This window comes from Brevundimonas sp. (genome assembly GCF_050729455.1).
Classification (GTDB): domain Bacteria; phylum Pseudomonadota; class Alphaproteobacteria; order Caulobacterales; family Caulobacteraceae; genus Brevundimonas.
In genome coordinates, this window is record NZ_JBOHLI010000066.1 from 1 (window position 1) to 13,577 (window position 13,577).

Below are 13,577 nucleotides of genomic sequence, written 5' to 3' on the forward strand. Positions count from 1 at the left end.
GGCATCACCCGATGCCCGCGCGCCGACTGCCGCAGACGCCGGTTTGGCGAAATCCTTGGCCTGCCTCGCCGTCGACCGCCGCCGGCGTTCCAGCCCCGCAAGGATTGCCGTCATGCACGACGCCCAGACCCCTATGCCCCCGCGTTATCTCCGCACCGCAGAAGCCGCACGACATCTCGGCCTGTCCGGCCGCACGCTCGAGAAGCACCGCTGCTACGGCACCGGTCCCCTCTATCGGAAGATCGGCGGACGGGTCGTCTACTCCGTCGGCGACCTCCAGGCGTGGGCGGATCGCGGGGTCAAATCCTCCACCACAGACCCGGGCCATGACCGGATCGCACCCGCGCGTCGCCCGGACCGGGACCGCACGCTATGAACGGCCAAGCCGAGAGGGGGGCGCCGGAACCGCCGCCCTATCTGCCCTATCATCGCGACCCGACGGTGGTGGTCGACAACCCGCCGCCGCCAGCAGATCAACTGACATGGGTTGAACTGGCCTTCGATCCAGGGCGCACGGAGCGCTGGATTCGCTTCGGTCAGGCGGTCGATCAGCGCATTGTCTCGCGCAGGAATCGCTTCGTCGCCTTTCGTTCCGGCGCTGTCTTCGCGTATGTGCGCTGGGCCACGAACGCCTATGGCACGGTCGTGTCGCGCCTGGACATCCTCCAGGCGGCAGACCCTTCTCGTGATCGGATCGCCATTCCCGGCGTCGTGCCCGGCGCCGTCAGCCTGCTTCGCCTGAACGGCTGGCCGCGGGTTCGTCGCGCCCTCGATCTGATTGACGCCGTTGAGACCGGCGGCTTCGAACCGGGCGAGGTGGCTCCCGACTACTGGCGCCATGTCCACGCCCGGCTGGCGGTCAGCCTGTCGCCCCTGACCTATACCGCCGAGCGCCACCGGGCCTTTCGTCTGCGCCAGCAGGCAGCGTCATGAGGCATAAGATCGTTCTCGGATGCGCCGGTGTGGCGCTCGCCGCGCTCACGCTCGGGTCGTTCGCGATCCGCACGCCGCTACTTATATGGAACGCCTCAGCGAGCGCTCCTGTCGGCCTGTATCGGCTTGAGCCCACGCACTCGCCAGCCGCCGGCGATCTCGTCGCCTACCGTCTCGCGCCCGAATGGTCGCAAGCGTTCGCGGCGCGAGGCTATCTGCCGGCCGGCGTCCCGCTCCTGAAGCCGGTCGCGGCGACCGCGTCGTCCGTGGTCTGTCGCTGGGAGCAGGGGATTTTCATTGACGGCCGGACGGTCGCCATGGCGCGGGAAAGGGATCGCGCCGGGCGTCCGCTCCCGCGCTGGAGCGGCTGCATCACCCTGGGACCTGAGTCTCTTTTTCTGCTCGCGCCTGACGTCCCGGACGCGCTCGACAGCCGATATTTCGGTCCGGTCGACCGCAAGGACCTGCTCGGTCGCGTCATGCCGATCCATGTCCGGGAGGGACGAGGTTGACCCGCCCGGCTGTCCTGGGAAGGGGCGCGACGTGCGGAATGGCGCTCGGCGTGATCGTCGCCGCGGCGAGTTTTCCGTTCATTTCGGTCGCACGTTCGACTGATCCCGAACCCGGCCGACAGAGCTTCGCCATACAGACGATCGACGAAATGATCGCTGAGGCGGCGCGTCGTTTCGGTCTGCCTGAGCGGTGGATCCGGGCCGTCATGAAGCAGGAGAGCGGCTTCAACCCGCGCGCCACATCGCGTGCAGGCGCCATGGGGTTGATGCAGGTGATGCCCGCCACCTATGCCGAACTGCGGCGACGGCACGGCCTTGGCCCGGATGCCTATGACCCCCGCGACAACATCATGGCCGGCGCCGCCTATCTGCGCGAACTACACGACCAGTTCGGCCAGGAGGGAATGTTGGCCGCCTATAACGCAGGGCCGCGGCGCTACCTGCAGCATCGGGACGGCGGGCGTCCCCTGCCGCTGGAAACCCGCGACTATGTCGCCCGGATCGGGCTTCTCGAGGGGGCGACCACATCGCCTGCCGGCTCCAGGCGGGCGGCTGTCGCGCCGGTTGATCCGAACCTGGCGCCGCTTTTCCCAGGCGTCCCGCCGTCCTCCAGTTTCGGGGTTCCTGGGCTCTTCGTGGCGCTGGCTCCTGTCGCCGGCTCAGATCCGGTTTCGCCGTGATGAACCTTCCTCGAGACGTGCAGAAGGGAGGGCAAGATAAAAGCCGCAAGGTGCGGCGGGGGTGGGGGAGACGTTTTGTCTTCCATCTCAAGGACTTGCAGCAAGGCGTGGCGCGACGGCGCGCCTTTTCTGACGGGCTATGTCGTTGGAACAGCACTGATTATTGCGCCTTTTCCAGCCAACCATGACGGGCGATGACGATATCCGGGTCCGCCCTGGACGCATCCGCGCGTCATCAGGGCCGAGGATGGATACGGCGCTGCGTCAGGTCGGGATTGCAGTCGCCCGCGCCGGAGGTCCGTTGGGCGGACGGGGCGTCGGCAAGGGAGGCGGTTCAGGCGCAAGCACCTTCGGGCGAGGGCGGGCGGCCGTGGTTCGTAGTCTTCGTGCAGGGACGTCGCGACGGCAGGTCGTCGTCCAGGCGCGGGTGGCGCGCCGAAGCGCTGGAGGGCTCGCCGCGCACATCGCCTATCTCCAGCGAGGCGGCGTGACTCGGGACGGCGAAGCGGGACGCCTCTTCGATGCTCGGAGCGACATGGCCGACGCCTCTGCCTTCGCGGAACGGGCCCGGGATGACCGTCATCATTTCCGCTTTATCGTCTCGCCGGAGGACGCTCCCCAACTCGGGGACCTTCGCGCCTATGCCCGCGATCTCATGTGCGATGTCCAGAGGGACCTGGGCGCGCGGCTCGATTGGGTTGCGGTCGATCATTGGAACACCGCCCATCCTCATATCCACATTATCCTGAGGGGAAGGTTGGATGACGGCGCCGACCTGGTCATCAGTCGAGACTACATCAGCCGGGGCGTCCGGGCGCGCGCGGAGGCCCTGGCGGAGCTCGAACTGGGACCGCCGGGTCCGCGTGAACGCACGGCTGTCCTCATGCGGGAAGCCGAGGCCCGGCGCTGGACGCGCATAGATCGTACGCTCGAGCGGTTGGTGGACGGCGAAGGCCGCGTCGATCTGCTCCCAGCTAAGGGGCTCGGTGATCCGGTCGGCGCGCTCGCCCTGGCCCGTCGGCTCCGGACGCTCGAACGTCTCGGTCTGGCCCATCCAGCAGGACCCGGCCGATGGCGGCTGCAGAGCGGGCTCGGAGAGCGGCTACGCGGGATCGCCCGTGAGACTGAAACAGCCGGCCGTTTGGCGACGGCGGTGGAAGCGTGTGCGCTGGTCCGAGCGCCGGAACTATGGGCGACCTCGCCCTTGTCCGAGGTTGTCGTCGGACGGGTTCTCACGCGGGGCCTGGATGATGAACTGCGCGGCACGGGCTTCGCCGTCATCGACGGGCTCGACGGGCGGGTTCATCACATCACCCTGGCGGACGCCGGTGCGCGGGAACCAAGGGTCGACGCCATCGTGCGCGCCAGTCCGCCGTCGCGCGGCGCCCACCCGATGACGCTGACGGTTTCCGATCTGGACCTGCCCAGCCAGATCACGGCCAGGGGCGCGACTTGGCTGGATCGGCGGCTCCTGGATCCGAACCCCTTGCCCGAGGTCGGCGGGTTCGCCGACGAGATCGCCGCCGCCCGAGAAGCGCGCATCGATCACCTGAGCGCTGAGGGTCTGGCCGAGCGGCTCCCAGAGCGGGGGGGCGTCGGCGTGCGCTTCGCGTCTGGCCTTCTGGAAACCCTGAGGGCCCGGGAGATAGCCGACGTGTCGGAGCGAATCCGGAATGAGACAGGTCTCGTCTTTCGCTCGCCAGCCGAGGGGGACGACGTCTCGGGCGTCTACCGCCGACGTCTGGATCTGGCCTCGGGGCGCTTCGCCCTGATCGACGACGGGAAGGGCTTCAGTCTCGTGCCATGGCGACCTCCGCTCGAACGAAGCCTCGGCCGGACGGTCAGAGGACTCGCCGGCGCCCGAGGCGAAATCGAATGGCGCCCGCCGCGCCCGCTCGGCCGCTAAGCCCATCCTCTGATCCCCTCTGAATAGGAGGCCTGCATGTCTGCCGGAAGAATCCTCTGGGGCCAGATCACCCTGGTCTTCGGCCTCATCCTCGCCGGCGTCTGGGGCGCAACCCAGTGGACGGCTTGGCGTCTGGCCTATCAGCCGGCGCTCGGCGCGCCGTGGTTCGAGGTCATGGGCCATTCGATCTATGCGCCGCCTAGCCTCTTCTTCTGGTGGTTCGTCTATGACGCCTATGCGCCGCGCATCTTCCTGGAGGGCGGAGCGGTCGCTGCAGGGTCTGCGCTCGCCGCGATCGGGGTCTCGATCGCCATGGCGGTCTGGCGCTCGCGGGAGGCGGCGTCGGCGACGACCTACGGGACCGCGAGATGGGGCGATGCGCGCGACGCCCGGGCGGCCGGCCTGCTGGGCGAAGACGGCGTGCTTCTGGGCGAGTTGGACGGACAGTATTTGCGCCACGACGGACCCGAGCATGTGCTGTGCTTTGCGCCGACCCGTTCCGGCAAGGGGGTCGGTCTTGTGGTGCCGACTCTCCTCACCTGGGGCGGCTCCGCGCTCGTCCACGACATCAAGGGCGAGAACTGGTCCCTGACCGCCGGATGGCGCGCCCGCTTCGGACCCGTCCTGATGTTCGACCCGACCGATGCGGAAAGCGCCGCCTACAATCCCCTGATGGAGGTACGGCCGGGACCGCTCGAGGTGCGCGACGTGCAGAACATCGCAGATATTCTCGTCGACCCCGAGGGCGCGCTCGAACGCCGGAACCACTGGGAGAAGACCAGCCACGCCCTTCTGGTCGGGGCTATCCTCCATGTGTTGCATGCGGAGCCCGACAAGACCCTGGCCGGCGTAGCTTCCTTCCTGTCGGATCCGGAACGCCCGATCGAAGCCACCCTGCGCCGGATGATGACCACGCCCCATCGCGACGGGCGACCTCATCCAGTGATCGCCGCCGCCGCCCGCGAACTGCTGAACAAGAGCGAGAACGAGCGGTCGGGCGTGCTTTCCACCGCGATGAGCTTCCTCGGCCTCTATCGCGACCCGGTCGTGGCGGCGGTGACCGGGCGTTGCGACTGGCGCATCGGCGACCTTGTCGACGGCGAACGGCCCGTCTCCCTCTACCTGGTGGTGCCGCCTTCTGACATCAGCCGCACCAAGCCGCTGATCCGCCTGATCCTGAACCAGATCGGAAGACGCCTGACCGAGAATCTCCATGCGCGGGCAGGGCGTCGTCGCCTGCTGATGCTGCTCGACGAGTTCCCGGCCCTGGGGCGTCTCGACTTCTTCGAAACCGCCCTGGCCTTCATGGCGGGCTATGGACTGAAGGCTTTCCTCATCGCCCAGAGCCTCAACCAGATCGAGAAAGCCTACGGGCCGAACAATGCGATCCTCGACAACTGCCATGTCCGGGTCGCCTTCGCGACCAACGACGAGCGGACCGCCAAACGGATATCCGAGACCCTGGGAACAGCGACCGAACTGCGGGCGATGCGGAACTACGCCGGTCACCGCCTCTCACCCTGGCTCGGTCATCTCATGGTGTCCCGCCAGGAGACGGCTCGCCCCCTCCTGACCCCGGGCGAGGTGATGCAACTGCCTTCGACTGACGCCCTGGTGCTGGCGTCGGGATGCGCGCCCCTACGGGTAAAGAAGGCGCGGTATTACGCGGACCGCCAGCTTAAGGGGCGCGTGATCTCCGCGCCGGAGTCGCGGGGCGTAATCCCGGGTGCGGGGGACGATCTTCCCTGGATGACGTCTTCACCCGCCGCCGACGCATTGCCGCCGGCGCCGGCGATGTCCGATGACGGCGGACTCAGACTGGAACAGGATCCGGAAGCGCCCGACGTCCTGGCGCCGACGCCTGTGGTCGAAGACCTTCCGGGCGATCCGCTCGGGCTAGATCTCGACGAGGACGACGGCGTCGCCATCCTGCCGGACGATCTGGAGGCGCGGATGCGGCGCGTCGCCCGCCAGGCGGCGCTCGACCCTGACGACGGCATCAGCCTCTAGGCCTGCGCTATGAAGAAGCCCTTCCTCACCGTCTACCTCACGCCGGAACTGCTCGATCTCCTGGTCGCCCAGGCGAAGCGGCGGGGCGTGCCAAAGTCGACCATCGCCGAGGCGGCCATCGCCAGCTTCCTCACGCCGGACTCCGCCCAGCAGCAGGAGGCCGCGCTCGGACGACGGCTGGACCGCCTCAATCGCCACGCCGACCGGTTGGAGCGAGACCTCGAGGTCGCCGTGGAAATGCTGGCCCTCTTCGTCCGGTCCTGGATGGCCGCGACGCCCTCGCTTCCGGATTCCGCCCAGGCCGCGGCGCGTGCACGGGGGCGGGATCGTTACGAACGCTTCGTCGAGAGCCTGGGCCGCCGACTGGCGTCCGGACGGTCGTTCACGCGCGAGTTGGCGTTCGAGCTTGAAGCGGCAGCAAGTGATGCCGCCGTGGGCCGAGGCCACGATTCCGGCGTCAGGACCACCGACGCAATCGATGCTCGAGACGACGATCCAGCTTCCGAACCTCCATTCGATAGCCGGGCGTGAGGCGCGGATTGTAGTACAGTCGATTGTGGAGGATCAGCCGGCCGATGCTAGTGGAGCGCAACGCATTGGTCACGAGGCCGCCGGCCTTGCCGAGGCTGCAATCCGCCGACAGCCCGCGCAGGCCGCGCGCGAGCCCCAAGGGCAGGGAACCGGTGTAGAATTTGCATTCTGCCTGAAGGACGACGTTGCGATAGCTCGGGTGCTCTCCGGCGTCCCGCGCTGCCTGGGCCGCATCTGCGGGCAGGACCAGAACGTCGCATTCATGTGCGACACCGGAACGGCCGGTCACCATGACGCCCAGATGTACTTCAAGCGGATCTGTCAGAGGCTTGGTCAAAACTGCAAAGGTGAAGGGTGTCGGGCTGTAGATCACACCTGGGCCACGACGCAGCATCAGGGTGCCGGACCAGGATCCGTCCGGCGCGGAATAGGTCACGTGCCAGCCAAGCCGGCGGGCAGCCTCGATCACCCTTGTCCAGACGTAGGCCTCGTAGATGTCCTCGATCGCGTCCGCCGGCCCGTAGCCGGAATGGGCGACGCCCCTCAAGGCGGTGCGGATCGCTTCGAGCAGGTTAAGCTTGGTTGCGGATGGCATTGCGTAATTTCAGGATTAGTTTCTGGGCGCGGATGATCGCCTGGTGGCGTTCGCCGCTGCGTTGGCGGTCAATGACGGAAAGTCCTGGCAACCTGGCGTCTTCCACGAAGAGGGCGGGAGCGTTTGCCGGTTCCCTGTACTCCGGGGGAAGGGCTGGATCGGCCATGAAAACGATCGCCTTCCACTCGCCGGCGTCTTCCAGGCTTTCGTCGAGATCATGCAGTTCCCGCAGGAGCCGGACAGTGCGGTTCAACAGGCGGATGGTCGCTCCTGCAGGGAAGGCATCCCCGACCACACCGAGGTCGAGATAGGGCTCCAGTCCTGCCTCGCGAACTATTTCCCGCAGCTTGGCCAGCACCTGTTCGTCGCCGCCCCCCGGGTCGAAGAAGTCCGTCATATCGCCGATCACCTGTCTTTCTACGACGGGACCCTACTACGCCCTCGGCCTTGTTGAACTCCCGCGATTTGCGGTTCTCTTGTCGCCCCCGTCCGGATCGCCCGCCGATCCGCGCTCAAGGACGGGATCGCCATGACCACACAAGCGCGCAGCCTCAAAATGCTCCGTACGGCCTTCGGCCCGGCGCTCCTGGCGGCGCTGTCGGACCCGGATGTGGTGGAGGTCATGCTCAACCCGGACGGTCGGATCTGGCTGGATCGGCTGACGGGCGGGCTCGAGCTGACGCAGCAGCGTCTGGAGCCAACTGAGGGCGAGCGGGTGGTCAGGCTGGTGGCCCACCATGTCGGCCTCGAGGTTGATGAGACCCGCCCCCGCATCTCCGCCGAACTGCCGGAAACCGGGGAGCGGTTCGAGGGTCTTCTTCCGCCCATCGTGCGTGCGCCGGCCTTCGCCATTCGCAAACCCGCCGTCGCCGTCTTCACCCTCGACGACTACGTCGCCGCCGGCATCATGGTCGTCGGGCAGGCGCAGAGCCTGCGCGATGCCGTCGCCCAGCGCCGGAACATCCTCGTCGTCGGCGGAACCTCCACCGGCAAGACGACCTTGGTGAACGCCCTTCTCGCGGAGATGGCGGGGGGAGACGACCGGATCATCCTCATCGAGGACACACGCGAACTGCAGTGCGCCGCGCCCAACACCGTGGCGCTGCGCACCCGGGACGGGGCCGTGACCCTGACCGATCTGGTGCGCTCTGCCCTTCGCCTGCGCCCGGACCGCATCCCCATCGGGGAGGTCCGCGGCGCCGAGGCGCTCGACCTCGTGAAAGCCTGGGGCACCGGACATCCGGGCGGCGTCGGCACCCTCCACGCCGGATCCGCGCGCGGCGCGCTCAATCGGCTCGAGCAACTCATCCAGGAAGCGGTCCTCGTGCCGCCCCGCGCCCTGATCGCCGAAACCATCCACCTCGTCGCCGTCCTGGCCGGGCGGGGCGCCGCGCGACGCTTGATCGAACTCGCCGCCGTCGACGGCCTCGACGGCGAGGGCGGCTACCGCCTCTCGCAGGTCCTCTCCTGACCCCTCCGACTTCACCACCTGGAGTTCCGCCATGATCGCCCATCAACGCCACCTCCACTCCGTCGCTCTTCTGGCGATGGTCGCCGTCTGCGCTTCACCCGCCCTGGCGGGCGGTTCCTCCATGCCCTGGGAGGCGCCCCTTCAGTCCATCCTGGAGTCGATCGAGGGGCCGGTAGCCAAGATCATCGCGGTGATGATCATCATCGTCACCGGCCTGACCCTGGCCTTTGGGGACACCTCCGGCGGCGCGCGTCGGCTGATCCAGATCGTCTTCGGTCTCTCCATCGCCTTTGCGGCCAGTTCCTTCTTCCTCAGCTTCTTCTCCTTCGGCGGCGGCGCGCTGGTCTGATGGCTGATCCGATCCCAGAGGACTTCATGGCGCCCGTTCATCGGGCCTTGGTGGAGCCCATCCTCCTGGCCGGCGCGCCGCGCGCCCTCGCCATTGTCAACGGCACCCTGGCCGCCGCCCTGGGGCTGGGCCTGCGGTTGTGGCTCGCAGGCGTGGCGGTCTGGATCGTCGGGCACGCCCTGGGCGTCCTCGCCGCCCGTCACGATCCGGACTTTGTCGAGGTGGCGCGTCGTCACCTGCGCCTGCCGGCTCTTCTGGACGTCTGATCATGTTCTCGCTTCAGGAATATCGCGCTCGGCCGCGACAACTCGCCGACTTCCTGCCCTGGGCGGCCCTGATCGCGCCCGGTGTGGTGCTGAACAAGGATGGCGGCCTCCAAAGGACCGCGCGCTTCCGCGGACCCGATCTGGATTCAGCGACCAATGCCGAGTTGGCGGGTGTCGCCGGGCGGTTGAACAACGCCCTGCGGCGTCTTGGGTCGGGATGGGCGATCTTCATCGAGGCCCAGCGTCATCCGTCGGCTGCCTATCCCGACAGTCTCTTCCCAGACCCGGCTTCAGGCCTGGTGGATGAGGAGCGGCGCGCTGACTTCCAGACGGACCGAGCCCATTTCGAAAGCGCCTACTACCTGACCCTGGTCTGGTTGCCGCCGGCTGAAGATCGCGGCCGCGCCGCGCGATGGCTCTACGAGGGCCACGCGGAGAAGGGTGTGGACTGGCCGTCCCAGGTCCGCGGCTTCATCGATCGGACAGATCGGCTCCTCGCCCTGATCGAAGGTCTGATGCCGCATGCGGCCTGGCTCGACGACGAAGCGACCCTGACCTTCCTTCACGCCACGGTCTCTACCGCGCGGCATGCCGTGCGTCTGCCGGAAACGCCAATGCACCTTGATGTGCTGCTGGCCGACAAGGCTCTGGTCGGCGGCCTGGCTCCACGTCTGGGGCAGGCGCATTTGCGGGTCCTGACCGTCATCGGTTTTCCGACTGCGACCTGGCCCGGGCTCCTCGACGAGCTCAATCGTCTGGCGTTCGACTACCGCTGGACGACGCGCGCGATCTGCCTGGACAAGACCGACGCCGGACGCCTGCTCGGCCGCATCCGCCGCCAGTGGTTCGCCAAGCGGAAATCCATCGCAGCCCTCCTCAAGGAGGTGATGACCAATGAGGCGTCCGTCCTGATGGACTCCGACGCTGGCAACAAGGCGGCGGACGCCGATCAGGCTCTGCAGGATCTCGGCGCCGATGGGGTGGGCTATGCCCTGGTCACCGCCACCCTGACGGTGTGGGACGAGGATCCGGCGGTCGCTGACGCCAAACTCCGGCAGGCCGAAAAGGTCGTGCAGGAGCGTGATTTCACCTGCATCGCAGAGAGCCTGAACGCCGTCGAAGCCTGGCTCGGTAGCCTGCCCGGACACGTCTACGCCAATGTGCGGACGCCGCCGATCTCCACGCTCAACCTCGCGCACATCATGCCGATGTCCGCCGTCTGGGCGGGGCCGGACTGGAACGACCACCTCGACGGGCCGCCGCTGTTTCATGCGCGGACCGATGGAGCCACGCCCTTCCGCTTTTCCCATCACATCGGCGATGTCGGTCACACCTTGATGGTGGGGCCCACAGGGGCGGGGAAGAGCGTCTTGCTGGCGTTGATGGCCCTCCAGTTCCGGCGCTACCCGGCGTCCCAGGTGTTCGCCTTCGACTTCGGCGGCTCGATCCGCGCGGCGGCCCTGGCCATGGGAGGCGACTTCCACGACCTCGGCGAGGCGATGCTGGGCGGCGAGCGCGGGCTGACGCTGCAGCCCCTGGAAGGGATCGATGATCCGGGAGAGCTGGCCTGGGCCCAGGCCTGGCTGATCGACCTTCTCGCCCGTGAGGGCGTGGCGATCGATCCGGAGGCCAAGGACCAGATATGGTCGGCCCTCACCAGCCTCGCGGGAACCCCCGCCAGCGAACGCACCCTGTCAGGTTTCGCCGCTCTCGTTCAAATCGGGGCTGTAAAGCGGGCGATCGCACCCTTCACCCTGGAGGGGACGTGGGGGCGTCTGCTCGACGGGGATCATGAACACCTCGGGACGGGATCGGTCCAGGCCTTCGAGACGGAAGGCCTGATCGGATCGGCGGCGGCGCCCGCCGTGCTCGCCCATCTGTTCCACCGTATCGAGGCCCGGCTGGACGGACGACCGACCCTGATCATCGTTGATGAGGGCTGGGTCGCCCTCGGTGATACCGGCTTCGGCGCTCAGTTGCGCGAGTGGCTGAAGACCTTGCGCAAAAAGAACGCCTCGGTGGTCTTCGCCACCCAGTCGCTTGCGGACATCGAGAACAGCGCGATCGCCCCAGCGATCATCGAGAGCTGCCACACCCGTCTCTTCCTGCCGAACGCTCGCGCCCGCGAGCCGCAGATCGCCGCCGTCTACCGCCGCTTCGGGTTGACCGATCGCCAGGTCGACATTCTCGCCCAGGCGACGCCGAAGCGTGACTACTACTGTCAGTCGCGCGCCGGGGACCGTCTGTTCGAGCTCGGTCTCGGTCCGGTCGCCCTGGCCTTCTGCGCCGCGTCCTCGGCCGCCGATCAGACCGCCATCCGCGCAGTCCTCGACGAGGCTGGTCGCGCGGGCTTCGGCGCAGCCTGGCTGCGTCATCGCGGCCTCCCATGGGCCGCCGACCTTCTTGCGACCGCCTCAACCCCGCCCCTCGGAGACCTGCCATGAAACGCCTGCGTTCGCCCGTCGCCCTGCATGGCGCCATCCCTGCGGCTTTCGCCGCCGCCGTCCTCCTCTGCGTCAACCTTCCGGCTCAGGCCCAGGTCGCGGTCTATGATCCGACCAACCACGTCCAGAATGTCATCCAGGCCGCCCGCGCCCTAGAGCAGATCAACAATCAGATCCAGTCGCTCCAGAACGAAGCGACCGCCTTGATGAACCAGGCGCGGAACCTGACGAGCCTGCCCTATTCGTCGCTGCAGACCCTGCAGGGGCAGATGGATCGCACTCGCGGCCTTCTCGCGGAGGCCCAGACGCTGGCCTATGACGTGCGCGAGATCGAGGCGGCTTTCGACAACCAGTACGGCGCCGTGCAGATGTCTGCGTCAGAGGGAGATCTGGTCGCGCGCGCCCGCGCTCGGTGGCGGTCGTCGGTCGCAGGTTTCGAGGACGCGATGCGGGTCCAGGCCGGCGTGGTCCAGGGCCTGGGCGCGACGCGGCAGGAAATGGACCGCCTGGTGGGCGCCAGCCAGAGCGCCGCCGGCGCCCTGCAGGCGGCTCAGGCCGGCAACCAGCTGTTGGCCTTGCAATCCAGCCAGCTGGTCGAACTAGCCGCTCTCCTCGCTGCGCAGGGCAGGGCGGATGCGCTTGACGCCGCCGATCGGACCGCCGCCCGCGCGGATGCGCAGGCGCGGTTCCGGCGCTTCATGGGCGAACCGGATCAATGAGGGCTCTGTTCCGCCGTGACCCTCTGGGCGTCGCCGCCGTCATCATCGCGATATGCGCCATCGGCGCGGCCGTCCTGGCGAGCCCAGGCGCGCCGGAGCCGGTCCCGGCGGTCAGACCCCCAACGAGCCCTGCGTCGGCGGAACTCGCCCGATGCCGCAACCTCGGCGAGGCGGGCGGCGCCGATGCGGATTGTCACGCCGCCTGGGCGGAAAGCCGTCGACGCTTCTTCGGCGTGGGAGATCCGTCATGAATGATACCGGGGTCATCGACCGTTTCTTCGAGGTCTTTAGTCGCTACATCGACAGCGGCTTCGGCCTGCTCGGCGGCGAGGTCGCCTTCGTCGCGACGACCCTGATCGTCATCGACGTCACCCTGGCGGCCCTGTTTTGGGCGTGGGGGCCGTCCGACGACATCCTCGCCCGACTGGTCAAGAAGACCTTGTTCGTGGGGTTCTTCGCCTTCCTGATCGGCAACTTCCAGCGGCTCTCGGAAATCGTATTTGCGAGTTTCGCCCGCCTGGGCCTGAAGGCGTCCGGGTCTAATCTGTCGAGCGAGGATTTCCTGCGGCCGGGGAAGCTGGCGCAGGAGGGCATCGACGCCGGACGGCCCATGCTCACGGCCGCCGCCGAGATGTCAGGCTTTCCAGGCTTCTTCGAAAACTTCGTCCAGATCGCCATCCTGATGGTGGCCTTCCTGATCGTCCTGATCGCCTTTTTCATCATGGCGGTTCAGCTCTTCGTGACCCTCATTGAGTTCAAGCTGACCAGCCTCGCCGGCTTCGTCCTCATTCCCTTTGGCCTGTTCGGCAAGACCGCCTTCCTGGCCGAGCGCGTGCTCGGCAACGTGGTGGCCTCGGGCGTAAAAGTCCTCGTCCTTGCGGTGATCGTCGGCATCGGCTCGACGATGTTCGACACCTTTGTCAAGGATTTTGCCGGTCAGCCTCCCGCCCTTGAGGATGTCCTGGCCATTACCCTGGCGGCGCTCAGCCTAGCCGGGCTTGCGATCTTCGGTCCGGGGATTGCTTCAGGGCTGATCTCCGGCGCGCCGCAACTGAGCGCTGGCGCGGCGATCGGAACCGGCCTCGCTGTCGGCGGGGTCGCCATGGCCGGGGTCGCGAGCGCCCGATTGGCCGCCAGCGCGGGCGCCGGGCTCGCGGGGCG

At 67.8% G+C, this 13,577-nt stretch carries 16 protein-coding genes; 14 read left to right on the forward strand and 2 right to left on the reverse strand.

The window, feature by feature from the left end:
• From ACREEF_RS14050 to ACREEF_RS14080, 7 genes are all read left to right on the forward strand, one after another.
• The coding region (locus ACREEF_RS14050) for a helix-turn-helix transcriptional regulator (RefSeq protein WP_431566194.1) at window positions 1–376 on the forward strand (376 nt) is incomplete at its 5' end.
• Between the two features lie 65 nt (window positions 377–441).
• The gene (locus ACREEF_RS14055) at window positions 442–933 is read left to right on the forward strand and encodes a DUF2840 domain-containing protein (RefSeq protein WP_431566195.1); all 492 of its coding nucleotides are present in this window, start codon (window positions 442–444) and stop codon (window positions 931–933) included.
• Window positions 930–1,445 carry a S26 family signal peptidase gene (locus ACREEF_RS14060; protein ID WP_431566196.1) on the forward strand — a complete coding sequence of 172 codons (516 nt, stop codon included), beginning with the start codon at window positions 930–932 and terminating at the stop codon, window positions 1,443–1,445. The genes ACREEF_RS14055 and ACREEF_RS14060 overlap by 4 nt, the downstream gene beginning before the upstream one ends.
• Window positions 1,446–1,483: 38 nt before the next feature.
• Window positions 1,484–2,125 carry a lytic transglycosylase domain-containing protein gene (locus tag ACREEF_RS14065; protein WP_431566197.1) on the forward strand — a complete coding sequence of 214 codons (642 nt, stop codon included), beginning with the start codon at window positions 1,484–1,486 and terminating at the stop codon, window positions 2,123–2,125.
• 535 nt (window positions 2,126–2,660) lie between these two features.
• Entirely contained in the window at window positions 2,661–4,031 is a 1,371-nt protein-coding gene (locus ACREEF_RS14070) for a DUF3363 domain-containing protein (protein ID WP_431566198.1), read from the forward strand.
• A gap of 36 nt (window positions 4,032–4,067) precedes the next feature.
• On the forward strand, window positions 4,068–6,041 hold the full coding sequence (locus tag ACREEF_RS14075) for a conjugal transfer protein TraG (protein ID WP_431566199.1): 1,974 nt from the start codon (window positions 4,068–4,070) through the stop codon (window positions 6,039–6,041).
• Between the two features lie 9 nt (window positions 6,042–6,050).
• Entirely contained in the window at window positions 6,051–6,572 is a 522-nt protein-coding gene (locus ACREEF_RS14080) for a CopG family transcriptional regulator (RefSeq protein ID WP_431566200.1), read from the forward strand.
• On the opposite strand, the gene ACREEF_RS14085 is transcribed toward ACREEF_RS14080, so the two are convergent.
• On the reverse strand, window positions 6,499–7,167 hold the full coding sequence (locus ACREEF_RS14085) for a hypothetical protein (protein ID WP_431566201.1): 669 nt from the start codon (window positions 7,165–7,167) through the stop codon (window positions 6,499–6,501). The genes ACREEF_RS14080 and ACREEF_RS14085 overlap by 74 nt on opposite strands.
• Window positions 7,145–7,576, reverse strand: coding sequence for a hypothetical protein (locus tag ACREEF_RS14090; RefSeq protein WP_431566202.1), 432 nt, complete (start codon window positions 7,574–7,576; stop codon window positions 7,145–7,147). Before ACREEF_RS14090 ends, ACREEF_RS14085 begins: the two co-directional genes overlap by 23 nt.
• 120 nt (window positions 7,577–7,696) lie before the next feature.
• Here ACREEF_RS14090 and trbB point away from each other — a divergent pair, with 120 nt between their 5' ends.
• The 7 genes from trbB to trbL form a co-directional block, all read left to right on the forward strand.
• The gene (trbB, locus tag ACREEF_RS14095) at window positions 7,697–8,638 is read left to right on the forward strand and encodes a P-type conjugative transfer ATPase TrbB (protein WP_431566203.1); all 942 of its coding nucleotides are present in this window, start codon (window positions 7,697–7,699) and stop codon (window positions 8,636–8,638) included.
• A 31-nt stretch (window positions 8,639–8,669) separates the two neighbouring features.
• Window positions 8,670–8,987 carry a TrbC/VirB2 family protein gene (locus tag ACREEF_RS14100; protein ID WP_431566204.1) on the forward strand — a complete coding sequence of 106 codons (318 nt, stop codon included), beginning with the start codon at window positions 8,670–8,672 and terminating at the stop codon, window positions 8,985–8,987.
• Complete coding sequence (locus tag ACREEF_RS14105; protein WP_431566205.1) at window positions 8,987–9,253, forward strand: VirB3 family type IV secretion system protein; 267 nt, start codon at window positions 8,987–8,989, stop codon at window positions 9,251–9,253. The genes ACREEF_RS14100 and ACREEF_RS14105 overlap by 1 nt, the downstream gene beginning before the upstream one ends.
• 2 nt (window positions 9,254–9,255) lie before the next feature.
• On the forward strand, window positions 9,256–11,697 hold the full coding sequence (gene trbE / locus ACREEF_RS14110) for a conjugal transfer protein TrbE (RefSeq protein WP_431566208.1): 2,442 nt from the start codon (window positions 9,256–9,258) through the stop codon (window positions 11,695–11,697).
• Window positions 11,694–12,416, forward strand: a complete 723-nt coding sequence (gene trbJ, locus ACREEF_RS14115; protein WP_431566206.1) for a P-type conjugative transfer protein TrbJ — start codon at window positions 11,694–11,696, stop codon at window positions 12,414–12,416. The genes trbE and trbJ overlap by 4 nt, the downstream gene beginning before the upstream one ends.
• On the forward strand, window positions 12,413–12,667 hold the full coding sequence (gene trbK-alt, locus ACREEF_RS14120) for a putative entry exclusion protein TrbK-alt (RefSeq protein ID WP_431566207.1): 255 nt from the start codon (window positions 12,413–12,415) through the stop codon (window positions 12,665–12,667). The genes trbJ and trbK-alt overlap by 4 nt, the downstream gene beginning before the upstream one ends.
• The coding region (gene trbL, locus ACREEF_RS14125) for a P-type conjugative transfer protein TrbL (RefSeq protein WP_431566209.1) at window positions 12,664–13,577 on the forward strand (914 nt) is incomplete at its 3' end. The genes trbK-alt and trbL, both read left to right, overlap by 4 nt.